Source organism: Delftia sp. PE138 (assembly GCF_018320755.1).
Lineage (GTDB): Bacteria > Pseudomonadota > Gammaproteobacteria > Burkholderiales > Burkholderiaceae_C > Comamonas > Comamonas tsuruhatensis.
This window is the reverse complement of the sequence record NZ_JABEPN010000012.1, coordinates 107,227-125,042: the sequence shown is the minus strand read 5'-3', so window position 1 is coordinate 125,042 and position 17,816 is coordinate 107,227. Positions and strand designations below refer to the sequence as shown.

General features: G+C 65.8%; 14 protein-coding genes, 1 tRNA gene and 1 rRNA gene. 6 read left to right on the top strand and 10 right to left on the bottom strand.

Features of this window, described 5'->3' with window-relative positions:
- The 7 genes from HFGMBDPB_RS27655 to cysS form a co-directional block, all read right to left on the bottom strand.
- A 16S ribosomal RNA gene (locus tag HFGMBDPB_RS27655) occupies positions 1-122 on the bottom strand; the annotation flags it as partial.
- Positions 123-569: 447 nt separating this feature from the next.
- A tRNA-Ser gene (locus HFGMBDPB_RS27650) sits at positions 570-662 on the bottom strand.
- Positions 663-715: 53 nt separating this feature from the next.
- The gene (locus HFGMBDPB_RS27645; protein WP_016450530.1) at positions 716-1,981 is read right to left on the bottom strand and encodes an aspartate kinase; all 1,266 of its coding nucleotides are present in this window, start codon (positions 1,979-1,981) and stop codon (positions 716-718) included.
- A 176-nt stretch (positions 1,982-2,157) separates the two neighbouring features.
- A complete protein-coding gene (gene tilS / locus HFGMBDPB_RS27640) occupies positions 2,158-3,189 on the bottom strand; it encodes a tRNA lysidine(34) synthetase TilS (protein ID WP_016453874.1) in 1,032 nt (343 codons plus the stop codon).
- 108 nt (positions 3,190-3,297) lie between these two features.
- A complete protein-coding gene (locus HFGMBDPB_RS27635; RefSeq protein WP_016450532.1) occupies positions 3,298-4,275 on the bottom strand; it encodes an acetyl-CoA carboxylase carboxyltransferase subunit alpha in 978 nt (325 codons plus the stop codon).
- A gap of 83 nt (positions 4,276-4,358) precedes the next feature.
- Entirely contained in the window at positions 4,359-5,168 is an 810-nt protein-coding gene (locus HFGMBDPB_RS27630; protein WP_016453875.1) for a DNA-3-methyladenine glycosylase family protein, read from the bottom strand.
- Between the two features lie 49 nt (positions 5,169-5,217).
- The gene (gene cysS / locus HFGMBDPB_RS27625) at positions 5,218-6,603 is read right to left on the bottom strand and encodes a cysteine--tRNA ligase (RefSeq protein ID WP_026062450.1); all 1,386 of its coding nucleotides are present in this window, start codon (positions 6,601-6,603) and stop codon (positions 5,218-5,220) included.
- A 204-nt stretch (positions 6,604-6,807) separates the two neighbouring features.
- Here cysS and HFGMBDPB_RS27620 point away from each other — a divergent pair, with 204 nt between their 5' ends.
- From HFGMBDPB_RS27620 to HFGMBDPB_RS27600, 5 genes are all read left to right on the top strand, one after another.
- Positions 6,808-7,341, top strand: coding sequence for a tetratricopeptide repeat protein (locus tag HFGMBDPB_RS27620; protein WP_016450535.1), 534 nt, complete (start codon positions 6,808-6,810; stop codon positions 7,339-7,341).
- Between the two features lie 148 nt (positions 7,342-7,489).
- A complete protein-coding gene (locus tag HFGMBDPB_RS27615) occupies positions 7,490-8,077 on the top strand; it encodes a peptidylprolyl isomerase (RefSeq protein WP_016450536.1) in 588 nt (195 codons plus the stop codon).
- A 57-nt stretch (positions 8,078-8,134) separates the two neighbouring features.
- Entirely contained in the window at positions 8,135-8,641 is a 507-nt protein-coding gene (locus HFGMBDPB_RS27610) for a peptidylprolyl isomerase (RefSeq protein WP_016450537.1), read from the top strand.
- A gap of 156 nt (positions 8,642-8,797) precedes the next feature.
- Positions 8,798-9,673 carry a UDP-2,3-diacylglucosamine diphosphatase gene (locus tag HFGMBDPB_RS27605; protein ID WP_212646677.1) on the top strand — a complete coding sequence of 292 codons (876 nt, stop codon included), beginning with the start codon at positions 8,798-8,800 and terminating at the stop codon, positions 9,671-9,673.
- The gene (locus HFGMBDPB_RS27600) at positions 9,670-10,539 is read left to right on the top strand and encodes a M90 family metallopeptidase (RefSeq protein ID WP_126311682.1); all 870 of its coding nucleotides are present in this window, start codon (positions 9,670-9,672) and stop codon (positions 10,537-10,539) included. The genes HFGMBDPB_RS27605 and HFGMBDPB_RS27600 overlap by 4 nt, the downstream gene beginning before the upstream one ends.
- Here the strand turns inward: HFGMBDPB_RS27600 and HFGMBDPB_RS27595 are convergent.
- Positions 10,530-11,498, bottom strand: coding sequence for a LysR family transcriptional regulator (locus HFGMBDPB_RS27595; RefSeq protein WP_026062449.1), 969 nt, complete (start codon positions 11,496-11,498; stop codon positions 10,530-10,532). The genes HFGMBDPB_RS27600 and HFGMBDPB_RS27595 overlap by 10 nt on opposite strands.
- A gap of 126 nt (positions 11,499-11,624) precedes the next feature.
- On the opposite strand from HFGMBDPB_RS27595, the gene HFGMBDPB_RS27590 reads away from it, so the two are divergent.
- A complete protein-coding gene (locus tag HFGMBDPB_RS27590) occupies positions 11,625-12,380 on the top strand; it encodes a sulfite exporter TauE/SafE family protein (RefSeq protein ID WP_249343740.1) in 756 nt (251 codons plus the stop codon).
- Between the two features lie 241 nt (positions 12,381-12,621).
- Here the strand turns inward: HFGMBDPB_RS27590 and HFGMBDPB_RS27585 are convergent, their stop codons facing one another.
- Both HFGMBDPB_RS27585 and mdeB read right to left on the bottom strand, forming a co-directional pair.
- Positions 12,622-14,802, bottom strand: a complete 2,181-nt coding sequence (locus HFGMBDPB_RS27585) for a c-type cytochrome (RefSeq protein ID WP_212646675.1) — start codon at positions 14,800-14,802, stop codon at positions 12,622-12,624.
- Positions 14,803-15,124: 322 nt separating this feature from the next.
- Entirely contained in the window at positions 15,125-17,755 is a 2,631-nt protein-coding gene (gene mdeB, locus HFGMBDPB_RS27580) for an alpha-ketoglutarate dehydrogenase (protein ID WP_212646674.1), read from the bottom strand.
- Positions 17,756-17,816: the final 61 nt, after the last annotated feature.

Here is a 17,816-nt window from a genome sequence, read left to right as displayed (position 1 = left end):
TTCCGATGTATTACTCACCCGTTCGCCACTCGTCAGCGTCCGAAGACCTGTTACCGTTCGACTTGCATGTGTAAGGCATGCCGCCAGCGTTCAATCTGAGCCAGGATCAAACTCTACAGTTCGATCTTGAATTTAAAGTCTTTCGACTAACTCATAAAAACGGAATTGAAGTGAACTTCACTTCTATTCTCATGAGCGTTTTTTGGCTTCAAAGAGCCGAGTTCCAAAGAACTTGGCTGTTCGCCTCAAACGCCCACGCTTATCGGCTGTATATTTTTAAGGATCGAAGCGAAGAATTTTTTCCTTGCTTCTGACTTGCTGCGATCAGCGAAGCCTTGAATTCTAGCACAGTTTTTAGCGTCGTTGCAATCAAATTTCTTCGATCTTTTCAACACCAGCGATCTGCATCGCTCTCCTCAGCAGAGCCTTGCATTGTAGCACGTTTTTTCAACAAGCCAACAAGAAGAACTTCGCCACCGCAACCAGAGCATCAGCCCCAGCCGCTTGATCAGGCCACCGAAGCAACCCTCTCATAAAAAAAGCCACCCTTGCGGGTGGCTTTTTGATTCTGGCGGAAACGGAGGGATTCGAACCCTCGATGAGGCTCTACACCCCATACTCCCTTAGCAGGGGAGCACCTTCGGCCACTCGGTCACGTTTCCGGAATGACGTTATTGTAACGTGCTTTTTTGCCGGTTTCGGCAAAACATCGATTTTATTCCGTCTTGTCGAGGCCGAAGGCGGTGTGCAGCGCGCGCACGGCCAGCTCCAGGTACTTCTCGTCGATGACGACGGAGGTCTTGATCTCGGAGGTGGAGATCATCTGGATGTTCACACCTTCCTGGCTCAGCGCACGGAACATGGTGGAGGCCACGCCCACATGGCTGCGCATGCCGATGCCGACGATGCTGACCTTGGCGATGTTGGGATTGCCGACGACTTCGGAGGCACCCAGGGCAGGCACGACCTTGTCACGCAGCAGTTCCATGGCGCGCTGGTAGTCGCCCTGGCTGACGGTGAAGCTGAAGTCGGTTTTGCCTTCCTTGCTGATGTTCTGGATGATCACATCGACTTCGATGTTGGCGTCGGCCACCGGGCCCAGGATGCCGTAGGCGATGCCGGGGGTGTCGGGCACGCCGAGAACGGAGATCTTGGCTTCGCCGCGGTTGAATGCGATGCCGGATACGACGGCCTTTTCCATTTTTTCGTCTTCCTCAAAAGTAATCAGCGTGCCGGAGGTGGACTCTTCCTCCAGGTCGATGTCCCAGGGCGTGAAGCTGGAGAGCACACGCATGGGCACCTTGTACTTGCCGGCAAATTCCACGGAGCGGATCTGCAGCACCTTGGAGCCGAGGCTGGCCATCTCCAGCATTTCCTCGAAGCTCACGGTGTTCAGGCGCTTGGCGGCCTGCACCACGCGCGGGTCGGTGGTGTAGACGCCGTCCACGTCGGTGTAGATCAGGCATTCGGCCGCCTTCAGCGCCGCAGCCACGGCCACGGCCGAGGTGTCGGAGCCGCCACGGCCGAGCGTGGTGACGTGACCGTTGGGATCAATGCCCTGGAAGCCGGTGATGATGACCACGCGGCCAGCGTCGAGTTCGGCGCGAACGCGCTTGTCATCGATGGACTCGATGCGCGCCTTGGTGAAGCTGCTGTCCGTGCGCACGGGAACCTGCCAGCCCGAGAAGCTGATGGCTTCCAGGCCTTCGGCCTGCAGCGCAATGGCCAGCAGTGCCGACGACGCCTGCTCGCCCGTGGAGGCGAGCATGTCGAGTTCACGGTAGTACGCCGTTTTGGCCGAGCTGGGAGCCAGCTCGCTGGCCAGGCCCAGCAGACGGTTGGTTTCGCCACTCATGGCGCTGGGGACGACCACCATCTGGTGACCGGCCCTAGCCCACTTGGCCACGCGCTTGGCAACGTTGCGGATGCGCTCTGTCGAGCCCATCGAGGTGCCGCCGTATTTATGAACGATCAGTGCCATTGGATATCAGGGTGACGAAACTGCTAGGCACGGCGCTGTACGACAGGGGGTGCTTGTGCAAGCCAGGTGCTCAAGAGGACTGCGCATGTAGCGAAATGTCCGCCCAGACCCGTCTTGCGCAAGCCATTTGGTTTTGGCGCGCCGCCGGTTTTCGTGCAAAGTTGGACCAAAACCTGTCAATTGTACCAATCGAGCACTGACCCCAGGCGCCGCACAAAACCCCTGCCCATCTTGAGATGGATGCGGTGGCCTCGCGTACGGCAAACGCCGACCTGAGCGAGCAGTTGATCGAGCTGCGCGGCGCTCGGGGTGGTGGCATGCACGCTGCGCAGCCAGTGGCGCAGCACATTGGCCTGGCGCGCCGGGCTCAGCGCCTGCAATGCGGCGATGCGGGGCGGGTTGCCCACCGCACCCAGGTCGGCCTGGGCCATCTCCTGCAGGAGCTCGGCCGCTTCGGCGCAATGCCGGCTGCTGCGCGCAAAGGTGGCGCGAAACTGGGGGAAGGCCTGGTGCAACGCCGGCAGCAACTGGGCGCGGATGCGATTGCGGGTGTAGCGGGCATCGGCATTGGAAGGGTCTTCCACCCACTCCTGGCCGCGCGCAGCAAGCCAGTCCCGCAATACCTGGCCAGGCAGATCAAGCAGCGGTCGATACCACGCAAGTCCCGCCCTGCTCCACTGCGCCGGCATGGCGGCCAGCCCCGCAACGCCGGCGCCGCGCGACAGCGCCAGCAGCAGCGTCTCGACCTGGTCGTCGGCATGCTGCGCCAGGGCCAGGCTGCGAACGGCAGGCATGGGCACACCGCCCTGCGCAGGCCAGGGCTCGGTGGCGGCCTTGATCAACGTGGCGTAGCGCAACTGACGCGCCGCATCCTCAGGGCTTTGGCCCGGCGCGTGGCGCGCATCCACGCGGCAGATCTTCAAGGGGACGGCATGCTGCGCACAGGTTTTTTCACACTGGAGCACAAAGGCATCGGCGGCCGACTGCAAGCCGTGGTGCACATGGATGGCGACGACCTGGCCCGGCCAGCGCTCGGCGCAGGCCAGCAGCAACGCAGTGGAGTCCGCTCCGCCGCTAAAGGCAACGGCCAGCGGCAGCGGTGGCGCAAAGCGCTGGATGGCAGCACCCAAGGCGGCGCCTGACGCGACGCCTGACTCGGCGTCTGGTGAGGTGCCCGGCAGGTTCTGCGGCAGGTCGGTGATCGGCATTTCCACAGGCTTGGATCAGGTATGCCAGGACTCAGGCCGAGTCCCGGCGCAAAAAGAAAACGGCTCCCAGGGGGAGCCGTTCAGTGTGCCAGAGCGTGGCGCTAGCCTTCAGCGATTGTCTGCCTTCGTATCGGCGAAACGGCCGTAGCTTTGCAGGCGCTCGTAGCGGCGGTCCTGCAGTTCCTTGGGCTTGAGGTCGGCCAGCTGGCGGTAGGCATCGCCCAGCGCACGCTTGAGGAAGGCGGCCATTTGCTTGGGGTCGCGGTGGGCGCCGCCCACGGGCTCGTTGACGATCTTGTCCACCAGGCCCAGGGCCTTGAGGCGGTGGGCCGTGATGCCCATGGCATCGGCCGCGTCCTGGGCCTTTTCGCCGGTCTTCCAGAGGATGGAGGCGCAGCCTTCCGGGCTGATCACGGAGTAGACGGCGTATTGCAGCATCAGCACCTGGTCGGCAACGGCAATGGCCAGTGCGCCGCCCGAGCCGCCTTCACCGATGACGGTGGTGATGATGGGGGTCTGCAGCTGGGCCATTTCGTAGATGTTGCGGCCGATGGCTTCGGACTGGCCGCGCTCCTCGGCCTCGATGCCGGGGAAAGCGCCGGGCGTGTCCACGAAAGTGAAGACCGGCAGGCCGAACTTCTCGGCCGTCTTCATGAGGCGCAGGGCCTTGCGGTAGCCCTCGGGGCGCGTCATGCCGAAGTTGCGCAGCGTGCGCTCCTTGGTGTCGCGGCCCTTCTGGTGGCCGATGACCATGCAGGACATGCCATTGAAGCGCGCCAGCCCGCCCACGATGGACTGGTCGTCGGCAAAGTGCCGGTCGCCGTGCATCTCGATGAAGTCGGTGAAGCAGTCGCGCACATAGTCCAGCGTGTAGGGACGCTCGGTATGGCGCGCGATCTTGGTGATCTGCCAGGGCGAGAGGTCGCTGTAGATGTCCTTGGTCAGCTGCAGGCTCTTTTTGCTGAGCTGCTCGATCTCTTCCGAGATGTCGACTGCGCTTTCGGTCTGCACGTAGCGCAGTTCCTCGATTTTGGATTCGAGCTCGGCAATGGGCTGCTCAAAATCCAGAAAGTTCTTTTTCGCCAACTTGTTTCTCCTTGTCCCAGCCAGGCACGGTGCATGCGTTCCGGCCGGAAAACGGGGGTTGATCGGGTGTGATCGGTTTGTCTTCAGGCGGCAGGCTGCGTCTCGAGCGAGCGCCAAATATACCAAGTCGCCACGGTGCACCACGGCTTCCAGGCCTCGGCAACCTCGCGCGCCTCGCTGCGGCTGACGGGGTCGCCTGAAAAATAGTTCTGGCTGATGCCCGAGATCAGGCCTGCATCGTCCAGCGGCAGCACATTGGGCCGCTGCAGGTAGAAGATGAGGAACATCTCGGCCGTCCACCGGCCCACGCCGCGGATGGACATGAGCTCGGCCACGATGGCTTCGTCACTCATGCCCTGCCAGTCGTCCTGGTGCAGGCGGTGCTCGGTGAAATGCATGGCCAGATCCACCAGGTAGTCCACCTTGCGGGCGGACAGGCCCACGGCGCGCATGTCGTCCACCTTGAGCTTGAGCACCAGGTCAGGCGTCATCCGCGCAGGCAGGCGTGCGAACTTGTTCCACAGCGTCTGCGCGGCCTTCATCGAGATCTGCTGGCCCACGATGGAGCGCGCCAGCGTGGCAAAGGCATCGCCACCGGGCTGCAGGGCCAGGTGGGCAAAGCGCGGGATCAGGCGCTTCATCACGCGGTCGCGGCGCACGAGCTGGCGGCAGGCCTCGGCCCAGTAGGCAGGCGCGCCTTCGGGCGGCGCGGGCAGCGATATCTTGGCCTTGGGCGTGGCGGCAGCGGCCGCTGCGGCGGCAGGCGGCGAGCCTGCGCGCGCGCCCAGCGTCACCACCGGCAGCGGGGCCGGTTGCTGTTCGGGCACGGGCAGATCGGCCACCAGCGGCAACTGCTCGAAATCCATGGTGTCCAGGGGTTTGGCGGAGGCCATCAAAGCACCTCCCCGCACCTGGCGCGGCACATCTGGCAAGGCATACGGATCAGCCCTTGGCGGCTGCCTCCCAGGTCGTGCCTGCAGGGGAGTCCTTGAGCACGATGCCCTGCTCCAGCAGGGCCTTGCGGATGCGGTCGGCCTCGGCCCAGTCCTTGGCCGCCTTGGCAGCTGCGCGTGCGGCAATCTGCGCCTCGATGGCGGCGGCATCCACATCTGCCGCTCCTGCCTGCAGGAAGGCCTGGGGGTCGCCCTGCAGCAAGCCCAGGCATCCGGCCAGGGCCTTGAGCAGGCCCGCCGTCTCGGCGCTCTTGCTGCGATTGACTTCTGCAGCCAGCTCGAACAGCACGGCCACGGCCTCGGGCGTGCCGAAGTCCTCGTCCATGGCAGCCTTGAAGCGCGCGGCAGCGGGATGATTCCAGTCGATGGCGACCTCGGCGGGGGCCACCAGGCTCAGCGCCGTGTACAGGCGCTTGAGCGCGCCGCGCGCATCGTTCAGATGCACGTCGCTGTAGTTCAGCGGGCTGCGGTAGTGGCTGCGCACGACGAAGAAGCGAACGGTCTCTGCGTCGTACTCCTTGAGCACGTCGCGGATGGTGAAGAAGTTGCCCAGCGACTTGGACATCTTCTCGTTGTCCACGTTGATGAAGCCGTTGTGCATCCAGACCTGCGAGAAAGGCTTGCCGGTCGCGCCTTCGCTCTGGGCAATCTCGTTTTCGTGGTGCGGGAACTGCAGATCGGCACCGCCACCGTGGATGTCGAAGCTCTCGCCCAGCATCTCGCAGCCCATGGCCGAGCACTCGATGTGCCAGCCCGGCCGGCCCGCGCCCCAGGGGCTGGCCCACTTGACCTCGTCGGGCTCGCTGGGCTTGGCGCTTTTCCACAGCACGAAGTCCAGCGGGTCCTGCTTGCCGTCCTGCACGGCCACGCGTTCGCCGGCCTGCAATTCGTCCAGCGACTTGCCCGACAGCTTGCCGTAGCCGGGGAACTTGCGCACGGCAAAGTTCACGTCGCCATCGCTGCCCTGGTAGGCCAGGCCCTTGTCCTGCAGGCGGCCGATCATGGACAGCATCTGCGGCACGTATTCGGTGGCGCGCGGCTCATGCGTGGGGCGTTCGATGCCCAGGGCGTCGGCGTCCTGGTGCAGCGCGTCGATCATGCGGTCGGTCAGCGAACGAATGGTCTCGCCGTTCTCCACGGCACGACGGATGATCTTGTCATCGATGTCGGTGATGTTGCGCACATAGGTCACGCGATTTCCGCTGGCCCGAAGCCAGCGCTGCACCACGTCGAAAGCGACCATGGAGCGCGCGTGTCCCAGGTGGCACAGGTCGTACACGGTCATGCCGCACACATACATGCGCACATGGCCCGGTTCGATTGGCGAAAACGCTTCCAATGCACGCGACAGCGTGTTGTAGATACGCAAACTCATGGATGTTCATCAGGGGAGAAAGGGCCGCTGCAGGGGGCGCGTCCCACGCGCCGCCGGACCCTTGGCGCCGATGCAGGCATGCTCAGCAGGGAGCAGGAGCGGCAGGCGCAGAGCCCGTGTGACCCAGCACACCCCTCAGCTACAATTCACAGCAGTATAAGCCCGCGCCGCGGGGCGTTTCCCCGAGGCCCCGAAAGCACCTACATGCCTCTACGCAACTCGTTTCGCTCCGCCCTGCGCCTCGCGGCACTGGCGGCCCTGCTCGCAACAGGCCACGCCCACGCCGACGACTATACGGAAGTGAACCAGTTGCTGCGCAACGGCAAAAGCACCCAGGCCCTGGCACGCGCCGAAGCCTATCTTGCCAAGAACGCACGCGACCCCCAGATGCGCTTTCTCAAGGCCGTGGCCCTGACCGACAGCGGCAAGACCGACGAGGCCATCGCCGCGCTGAACCAGCTCATCGAGGACTACCCCGAACTGCCCGAGCCCTACAACAACCTGGCCGTCATCTACGCAGGCCAGAACCAGCTCGACAAGGCCCGCTCCGCCCTGGAGTCGGCCGTGCGCAACAACCCCAACTACGGCGTTGCCTACGAGAATCTGGGCGACATCCACGCCCGCCTGGCCTACGAGGCCTACGGCAAGGCACAAGGCCTGGACGGCCGTGCTGCCAGCGTGCGGCCCAAGCTCAAGCTGCTGCGCGAATTGCTGGCTCCAGTCACCGGCACCAAATAGAAGACACGGCCCACACGCACGACCCCGGCGCCCAGGCACGGCGGTCTGCGCGCCATTTGGGTCTTGCCACGCCTGCGCGCACGCGCAGGAACCTGCCCGGGTTTTCCCACTCCATCCCCCAGCCCTTTGGCTTTCTCAGGAGATTTGCATGACCACACGCCGCATTGCGTCGCTTTCCCTGGCCGGCATGGCCCTGGCCGCTTCCCTTTGCACCGCCCTGCCCGCCATGGCGCAGAACGCCACACCCAAGGTGCAGCTCAAGACCAGCATGGGCGACATCGTGCTGGAGCTGAACGAGGCCAAGGCCCCCAAGACCGTGGCCAACTTCATGCAGTACGTGCGCGACAAGCACTATGACGGCACGGTGTTCCACCGCGTGATGGACGGCTTCATGATCCAGGGCGGCGGCATGGACGCCAGCCTCAAGGAAAAGCCCACGCGCGCGCCGATTCCGCTGGAAGCGGACAACGGCCTCAAGAATGACCGGGGCACCATCGCCATGGCGCGCACGGGCAATCCCAACTCGGCCACCTCGCAGTTCTTCATCAACGTGGTGAACAACGACATGCTCAACGCACCCAAGCCTGACGGACACGGCTACGCCGTCTTCGGCCGCGTGGTCCAGGGCATGGATGTGGTGGACAAAATCCGCACGGTGGCCACGGGCAACCAGGGCATGCACCAGAATGTACCCACCAAGCCGGTGACCATCCTCTCGGCCACCGAAGTCAAGTAAACCGCGCGCCGCGCCCAGCGTGGCACGCCCCTGCCCTCCACCCAACAAGGAATCGCCATGAGCAATCCCCAAGTCGAACTCCACATCGCCGACCACGGCGTCATCACCCTCGAACTCGACGCCGCCAAGGCCCCCAAGAGCACCGAGAACTTCCTGGCCTATGTGAACAAGGGCCACTACGACAACACCATCTTCCATCGCATCATCGATGGCTTCATGATCCAGGGCGGCGGCTTCGAGCCCGGCATGAAGCAAAAGGGCACCGATGCGCCCATCGAGAACGAGGCCAAGAACGGCCTGAAGAACGACAAGTACACCATCGCCATGGCCCGTACCGGCGACCCGCACTCGGCCACCGCCCAGTTCTTCATCAACGTGGCCGACAACGGCTTCCTGAACCACACCTCGCCCAGCGCCCAGGGCTGGGGCTATGCCGTGTTCGGCAAGGTGGTCAAGGGCACCGAGATCGTGGACAAGCTGCGCGGCGTGAAGACCGGCCGCAACGGCGGCCACCAGGACGTGCCCAAGGATGACGTGATCATCGAAAAGGCCGTGGCCCTGTAATCAGGCACCCTTCCGAAAGGCGGCTGCCCCCTTGGCGTGCAGCCGCCCTGTTGTCCATGCACATGGCCCACCCCTGTCCGTGCTCATGGACAACAGCCCTGCTCCAGAGCCCTCCCAAGCCTTCATGCAGCGCCCTTGCCGGGCGCGCACCCGCCCATGGCCCAGACTGCCGCACCTCGCCCTCCCTGCGTGCCGCCCATTGCGGCCGAATGGACACTGCCCGCGGCCTGGCGCACGCTGGACTTCATCTCCGACCTGCACCTGCAGGCCTGCGAGCCCGCCACCGTGCAGGCCTTTCGCCGCTACCTGCACGCCACGCAGGCCGATGCCGTCTTTCTGCTCGGTGACCTGTTCGAAGTCTGGGTGGGCGACGACGCCTTGCTGGATCCCGGCAGTTTCGAGGCCGATTGCGCCGCCACCCTGCGCGAGGCCGCCGCCCGCAGGCCGCTGTTCTTCATGCAGGGCAACCGCGACTTCCTGACCGGAGCGCAGTTCGATGCGCTGTGCGGCACGACCACGCTGGCCGACCCCACCGTGCTCGACTGCGGCGACCAGCGCATCCTGCTCAGCCATGGCGATGCCCTGTGCCTGGACGATACGGACTACCAGCGCTTTCGCGCCATGGCGCGCTCCGCCGCGTGGCAGGCGGCCTTCCTGGCGCAGCCGCTGCCGCTGCGCCGCGAGCAGGCACGCGGAATCCGGCAGGAGAGCGAATCGCGCAAACGTGAATCGGCCGGAGCGGACGCAGCCGCCCCCTCCGCCAGCCACACCGCCGCCATGCCCACCTATGCCGACCTGGATGCCGAGGCCACGCGCAGCTGGCTGCACGCCGCACGCGCCGCCACCCTGGTCCACGGACACACGCACCGCCCGGCCAACCATGAACTGGGCGATGGCCTGCGGCGTGTGGTGCTCAGCGACTGGGATTTGGCAGCCGCCGTGCCGCGCGCCGAAGTGCTGCGCTGGGAGCAGGGCCAGGGCCTGCGGCGCCTGCCGCTTTCCGAAGTACTTGAACAGGCGCCCCAACGATGAGCCTCTGGCGACAACTGGGCCACTGGGCCCGGCGGCTGGGCCGCCGCGCACGCTCCGCCGTCTCGCCGGTGCCTGAGATTCCAGCGCCACTGTGGCTGTCCACGCTGGCCGCCTACCCCTTTCTTTCCTCGCTGACGCTGGAGGAGCAATCGAAGCTGCGCGCACTGGCCGCCGTCTTCCTGCAGCGCAAGCGCTTCCACGGCGCGCACGGCCTGCAAGTGAGCGACGCCATGGCGCTGGAGATTGCCGCCCAGGCCTGCCTGCCACTGCTGCATTGGGGCGAGCCGCAGGGCGCGCTGTCCTGGTATGACGACTTTGTCGGCATCGTGGTGCACCCGGGCGATGCCGTGGCACGGCGCCAGAGCATGGACGAGGCCGGCGTCATCCACGACTACGACGAAGTGATCATGGGCGAGGCCATGCATGGCGGCCCCGTCATGCTGAGCTGGCAGGCCATCGGCGCAGGCCGCGGGCCGCATGCCAGCCACCACGGTCACGGCGGCCAGGCCGCCAACGTGGTGATCCATGAATTCGCCCACAAGATCGACATGCGCAACGGCGGCGCCGATGGCTGCCCGCCCCTGCCGCCCGGCTTCATGGGCAGCGGCTCCGCGCGCCAGGCCCGCGAGATATGGCAGGCCGCCTGGGCGCCGGCCTACGACACCTTCCGTGAGCAGATCACCATCGCCGAACGCTTTGGCGGCGAATGGCCCTGGCTGGACGGCTATGGCGCCACCGCGCCCGCCGAATTCTTCGCCGTGGCCTGCGAGGCCTTCTTCGTGGACCGCGCCCGCTTTGCCATGGAATTCCCCACGCTGGAGCCGCTGCTGGCTGCGCTCTTCAAGCCGGCCACCCGTCACCCCTGATCGGAGCAAACCTCCTTCAGGGCCTGGGCAAACAGGCGCTGCTCCTCGTACTGCCCGCCCGCCTTGCGCTCGAACAGGGTGACGGGTGGCAGGGTCCAGCCGAAACGGTGGCGCACAATGCCCACGCCCGCGATGCGCACCAGTTCCTCGGCAATGTCGGCCGGCACGATGGACACGGCCCGCTCATTGGCCGCCACCAGTTCCCCGATCACCTTGGCCGAGAGCGTTTCCACAAACGGCGGCGGCGGCTCCACGCCCGCGCGCAGAAAAAAGTCGGTGATCTGCTCGCGCATGGGCGTGCGGCGCTGGCCCAGCACCCAGTCAAGCCCCGTGAGTTCGGCCCACTGCAGAGGCCGGCGCCCCAGCCGCGTGGCCAGGCTGCGGTGGGCGATCAGGCGAGGCTCCTGCTCATAAAGCACGCTGTGCCGTATGCCGCTCATGTCCAGAACGGCCGAGGCGCGGCCAATCACGCAGTCCAGCTCATGTGCGCGCAACTTTTGCAGCAGGCGGTCGCTGGTGTCCTCATGCAGCGTGACCGTGATGCGCCGGCCTTGCGGCCGCGTCCTGCCGATGGCCTCGGCCAGCATGCGCGCAGGCAGGAAGGGGATGACACCCACCTGCAGGTGCGCCGCACGCTGCTGCCCCACGGCCTCGATGTCGTGGGCCCAATGGTCCAGGTCGGCCAGCATGCCCCGGGCGCGCGCCAGCACCAGCGCGCCCAGCTCCGTAGGCTCCATGCCACGCGCAGAACGCAGGAACAGCGGCGCGCCGAACAACGACTCCAGCTCGGCCAGGGCCTGGGTCACGGCGGGCTGGCTGGTGGCCATGCGCTCGGCCACGCGGGTCAGCGTGCCCAGCTCGCTGATGGAGCGCAGCAGCAGCAAATGCTTCATCTTCAGGCGCGTGGCCATGCGGTGGGCCAGTTGGGCAGCGGTCGATGCAGTGGGGTGTTGCGGCATGGCTTCAGGCGTGGCGCGTCATAAGCAAAACCATATTGAACAATAAAAACAAACGAATTTCTGCTTATGCATGCGTCCCAGAATTCCGGCGTCTTGCACACCCAGTACGAAAGGACCAGGCAGACCATGGATGGCATGTTTTTCATCATCGCGCTGGGCGCAGCGGCGGCCGGATTCGTGCAGGGCCTGTCGGGCTTTGCCTTCGGCATGGTGGCCATGTCGTTCTGGGCCTGGGTGCTGGAACCGCGCGATGCAGCCGTGCTCACCGTCTTCGGCTCGCTGCTGGGCCAGGTGCTGTCGGCCATCACCGTGCGGCGCGGGTTTGCGCTGGCAAAGCTGCTGCCCTTCATCCTGGGCGGTCTTGCCGGCATACCCCTGGGTGTCTTGCTGCTGCCGCACCTGGACATGGCCTGGTTCAAGGCCTTGCTGGGCGGCATGCTGGTGCTGTGGTGCCCGGTGATGCTGCTGCCGGCCCGCCTGCCCAGGCTGGCGCGCGGCGGTCGGGTGGCAGACGGCGCCGTGGGCCTGGCGGGCGGCGTGATGGGCGGACTGGGCGGCTTCACGGGCACGCTGCCCACGCTGTGGTGCACGCTGCGCGGCTACCCCAAGGATGAGCAGCGCTCGGTCATCCAGAACTTCAACCTGTCCATGCTGGCCGTGACCATGGCCACCTACCTGGGCACCGGCATGGTCGCGCGCAGCATGCTGCCGCTGTTCGCCATCGTGGCGCCGGCCATGCTCATTCCATCGCTGCTGGGCTCCAGGCTGTATATCGGCATCAGCGAGATGCGTTTCCGGCAGATCGTGCTGGGCCTGCTGTGCCTGTCCGGCGTGGCGCTGCTGGCCTCCTCGGTGCCGGTGCTGCTGCAGCGCGCGGGCTGAGCGCGCCGAACGCGCTGCCGGGAAGGCCTGGAACCAAGCCTGCCGGCTGCAGCAGATGACCAGGCAACGGCAGCAACACGTGCAGGGGCTGGGCAATGAACTGGCCGCCGCCAATAAGGATCTGCAGCGCGCGCAAGACTGGGCACTGCCCTCGAAAAAAGGCGGGGCAGGAATCGCTCCCTGCCCCGCCTTCAAGCGCCCGCCGCGTGGCGGGAACGCCTTCTTCTCCCTCGATGGCGCATCAGTACCGCGCGTCGGCCGGCTTCTTGTCCTTGGGCCAGTCCTTGTGCTTGTTGGCAAAGTCCGGGCGCGGCTGGTGGCTGAAGTACTCGGCCACGTCCACGGCCTCCTGGTCGCTGAGGCCGCCCTGGCCCAGCGGGAAATTGCCATGGAAGGCGATGGGCATGTTGCGCTTGACGAAGGCCGCTGCCGTATAGGTGCGCGCCATGCCCGCACCGATGTTGAAGGACTGGTCACCCCACAGCGGCGGATAGACCCACTGTCCCTTGGCATTCTTCACGCCTTCGCCCTCGCCGCCATGGCAGACCGCGCACTGGGCCGCATAGACCTTCTTGCCGTTGTCCACGTTGGGCACGATGGACTGGCTGATCTTGCCCACGCCCCGGCCTTCGACCTTGTCCTCGGGCTTGGTTTCGCGGCGCATCCAGTCGAAGTAGGCGACCATGGCCTTGATCTCGTCGGACTCCAGCGGCAGCGGCTTGCCGTTCATGGAGCGCAGGAAGCAGCCATTGATGCGGTCCTCCAGCGTGATGACGCGGCCCGCGCGCGGCGCATAGCCGGGGAAGAAGGCCGAGACACCGATGTAGGGCGAACCATCGGCCACCGTGCCCGCGTTCAGGTGGCAGCTGGCGCAGTTCAGCGCGTTGCCCACATTCCTGGGCAGCAGGTCGCGCGTCTCAATGTTCAGGCGGGCGCCGTAGACCAGTTGCTTCGCATTGGATTCGTCCAGCATGGCGGCCAGGCGCGGCGTCTCGAAGGGGCGTGCGCTTTCGCCCTTGGCATCGAGCTGCTTGCGCATGGATTGCACCTCCCTGGCATGGATCTCGCGCGCATCGGCACGGCCCCAGCTCTTGCGGGCGAAGTTGAGGATGTCGGCGATCTCTGCATCCTTGAGCTGTGCGAAGGCGGGCATGGTCAGCGGCCGGGCGTGGCTTTGCGTGACGGGCGCCTTCCAGCCCGCCAGCATCAGATGGATCAGCGTGGACGGGTCCTGCGACTGCAGCGAGAAATTGCCGGCCAGTGGCGGGAACACGTCCTTCACGCCGCCGCCATCGGCACGGTGGCAGTCGGCGCAGAACTGCAGATAGCCCAGGCCGCCCCGGCTGGCGTAGAGATCGGCAGGCACATCGGAAGACACTGCCGACGTGGCGGACGGCGCATGCCCGGAGGCCTGCGACGCCGGATGCGGGGCGATGACCGGCCCCGGCCCCTGGGCCACCTGCATGGGCAGGTCGTTCTTGCCTGCGGGCAGCGACTTCAGATAGATGCCGATGGCCAGCAGGTCCTCGTCACTCATGTACTGGGTGCTGTGCTGGACCACATCGACCATGTTGCCGGAGACCGTGCCGTGGCTGTTGCGCCCGGTCTTGAGCAGTTGGGCGGTCTCCTCGGGTGTCCACAGGTCGCGCAGGCTCAGTGCGCGCCAGTTCTCCACGGTCTCGCCGGCCAGGAAGTACTCGCCCTTGCGGCCCTCGCCGGTCATGGTCTTTTCCTGGAAGCCCACGCCGCGCGGCGTATGGCAGGCGCCGCAGTGGCCCAGGCCCTGCACCAGGTAGGCGCCCCGGTTCCACTGGGCAGTTTGCTGCGGTTGGGGCTGGAAGGGCTTGTCATCCAGAAACACCCAGTTCCACAGCGCCAGGCCCCAGCGCTGGTTGAAGGGAAAGCCCAGGTCGGACTCCTTGTTGGCCGCCTTCACGGGCGCCACGCCCTGCAGCAGATAGGCGTACAGGGCCTGCATGTCCTCGGCCGTCATCTTGGCGTAGGAGGGATAGGGCATGGCCGGGTACATGTTGCGGCCATCGGCCGCCACGCCCTTGCGCATGGCGCGGTCGAACTGCTCGAAGCTGTATTTGCCCATGCCCGTATCGGCGTCGGGCGAGATATTGGTGGAATAGATCTTGCCGAATGGCGTCTCCAGCGCCAGGCCACCGCCCATGGGCTGTGTTTTATTTCCGGTATGGCAGGCCACGCAATCACCGAGTCGCGCGATATAACGGCCACGGTCTACCAGGGTTCTTTGCTCGGCGGTCAGGTCCGCCGCATAGTCGGCGGGCAGGTCATCGATGATCTGCGGCATTTGCGCATGATCCACCTCGGGCGCCGGCGCCGAGATGGCGAGCTGCCATGCGGCAGCCGACAGCACGGCCACGCACAGCAGGCCTTGCTTGAGCGAGAGTTTCATCGTCTTCTATCCCGTGAAATAAATTATTATTGAAAGAGAAAATCGGATATTGACGAGATATTCCACCCAACGCATGCAACCATTGCAGCAAATATCAATCTCTTTGCGCAATATCTTCTTATATATACAAATTCTAGTGGAATCACCCTATTTTTTGATGCAAGCCGACGAAAAAGATAAGCCACTTGCGCATTTAACGCGGGCTTAATCCATCCACAGGAAAAGTGGCGGCGCAAATGGGGGCGCAGCCATGCAAAGCGGCCCCGCGAAGGGGCCGCCATGTGTACATCCCGGGGATGCCAGGTGCGTGGAAAGGCTCGGCTCAACCTGGCTGGATCATCCGGCGCGCAGCCTGCGCCACGCTGTGTGCATCCACCCCAAAGTAGCCGCGCAGCGCCGCACGCGTGTCGCTGCGGCCGAAGCCGTCCGTGCCCAGCGTGAGGAAACGGCGGCCTGCGGGCAGGAAGGCGCGCACGGTCTCGGGCACCGCGCGCACATAGTCGGTGGCGGCAATCACCGGGCCCTGCGTACCTTGCAGCAGCTGCGCGATCCAGGGCTGGCCAGGTGCCTCACCCGCCAGCATGCGCTGCTCGCAGGCCACGCCATCGCGCGCCAGCTCGCTCCAGCTGGTCACGCTGACCACGGTGGCGGCCATGCCCTCGCTGGCCAATTGCTCGGCGGCCTTGAGCACTTCGGTGAGGATGGCGCCCGATCCCAGCAAGGTGACATGCTGCGTGGCACGGTCCGCATCGCCAAAACGGCTGAACACATAGGCGCCGCGCAGCACGCCTTCGGCAGCGCCTGCGGGCAGGTCGGGCTGGGCATAGTTCTCGTTCATCAGCGTGACGTAGTAGAAGACATCGCGCTGCTCGACCAGCATCTCGCGCATGCCGGCGTCCAGTATCACGGCGAGTTCGCCGGCATGCGCAGGGTCCCAGGCCTTGCAGTTGGGAATGGTGGCCGCCACCAGATGGCTGGAGCCGTCCTGGTGCTGCAGGCCTTCTCCGCCCAGCGTGGTGCGGCCCGAGGTGGCGCCCAGCAAAAAGCCGCGCGCCCGTTGGTCGGCCGCCGCCCAGATGGCGTCGCCCACGCGCTGGAAGCCGAACATGGAGTAGTAGATGTAGAACGGAAGCATGGCCAGGCCGTGCACGCTGTAGCTGGTGGCCGCCGCCGTCCAGCTGGCAATGGCGCCGGCCTCGCTGATGCCCTCCTCCAGGATCTGGCCGTCCAGCGCCTCGCGGTAGGACAGCACCGAGCCGATGTCCTCGGGCGCGTAGCGCTGGCCCAGGCTGCTGTAGATGCCCACCTGCTTGAACAGGTTGGCCATGCCGAAGGTGCGCGCCTCGTCGGCCACGATGGGCACGATGCGCGGGCCCAGCTGCGCATCCTTGAGCAGGCTGCCCAGCATGCGCACGAAGGCCATGGTGGTGCTCATTTCCTTGCCGGCAGGCGCCAGCGCGAACTGGGCGTATCGCTCCAGCGCTGGAACAGGCACGCGGTCGCACACCGTTTCGCGGCGCGGCAGTGCGCCGCCCAGGGCCGTTCGGCGCTCGCGCAGGTACTGCATCTCGGCACTGTCATCGGCAGGCTTGTGGAAGGCCAGGCCCTTGGCCTGCTCGTCACTGAGCGGCAGGTTGAAGCGGTTGCGGAACTCGATCAGGTCGGTCTCGTCCAGCTTCTTCTGGCTGTGCGTGGTCATCTTGCCCTGCCCGGCCGAGCCCATGCCGTAGCCCTTCTTGGTATGGGCCAGGATCACCGTGGGCTGGCCGCGATGGGCGGCAGCCGCTGCATAGGCCGCATGGATCTTCACCAGATCATGGCCGCCGCGCTTCAAGCGGTCGATCTGCTCGTCCGTCAGGCCCTGGGCCAGGGCGGCGAGCTCGGGTTTCTGTCCAAAGAAATGCTCGCGGTTGTAGCGGCCGTCCTTGGCGGCGAAGGTCTGCATCTGCCCGTCCACCGTGCCGCCCAGCGTGCGTGCCAGGGTGCCGGTGATGTCGCGAGCCAACAGCCCGTCCCAGTCGCTGCCCCACAGCAGCTTGACCACGTTCCAGCCCGCGCCGGCGAACAGCCGCTCCAGCTCATCGACGATGCGGCCGTTGCCGCGCACCGGGCCGTCCAGGCGCTGCAGATTGCAGTTGACCACCCACACCAGGTTGTCCAGCCCCTCGCGCGCGGCCAGCGTGAGGGCACTCATGCTTTCGGGCTCGTCCATCTCGCCGTCGCCGAACACGCCCCAGACCTTGCGCTCCTGGCAGTCCAGCAGGCGGCGGTGCGTGAGATAGCGCATGAAGCGCGCGTGGTAGATGCTGCTGATGGGGCCTATGCCCATGGAGCCCGTCGGGAACTGCCAGAAGTCGGGCATCAGCCAGGGATGGGGATAGCTGGACAGGCCTTGCGCGCCAGCGGCCGGCGCGCTGATCTCCTGGCGATAGTGCTGCAGGTCCTGCTCGCTCAGCCGCCCTTCCAGGAAGGCGCGCGCATACACGCCGGGGGCGCTGTGCGGCTGGAAGAACACCAGGTCGCCCCGGTGCTGGCCCGGCGCCAGCCCCTCCCGGGCATGGAAGAAATGGTTGAACCCGGTCTCGAACAGGTCGGCCGCGCTGGCGTAGCTGGCGATGTGCCCGCCCAGCTCGCCATAGGCCTGGTTGGCGCGCACCACCATGGCCAGCGCATTCCAGCGCATGATGGACGCCAGCCGCTCCTCCATGGCCAGGTCGCCCGGAAACACCGGCTGCTGCTGCGCGGCCACGGTGTTCACATAGGGCGTATTCAGGTCGGGCTGCCAGCCCAGGCGCTGCTCGCGCGCCATGCGCGCCAGCTCTTCGAGCACGAAGCGCGCGCGCTGCGGCCCCTCGGCGGCGACCAGGGCCACGAAGGCCTCCCGCCATTCGGTGGTTTCCTGGGGATCGGTATCGATATCGGCCAGCGTGGCCAGCGGCGTGGGTGCGTTCATGCCCGCCACTTTAGGACTGGCGGACCGGCATGAGCAGCCGTTCATGGATAAGGAAAACGCC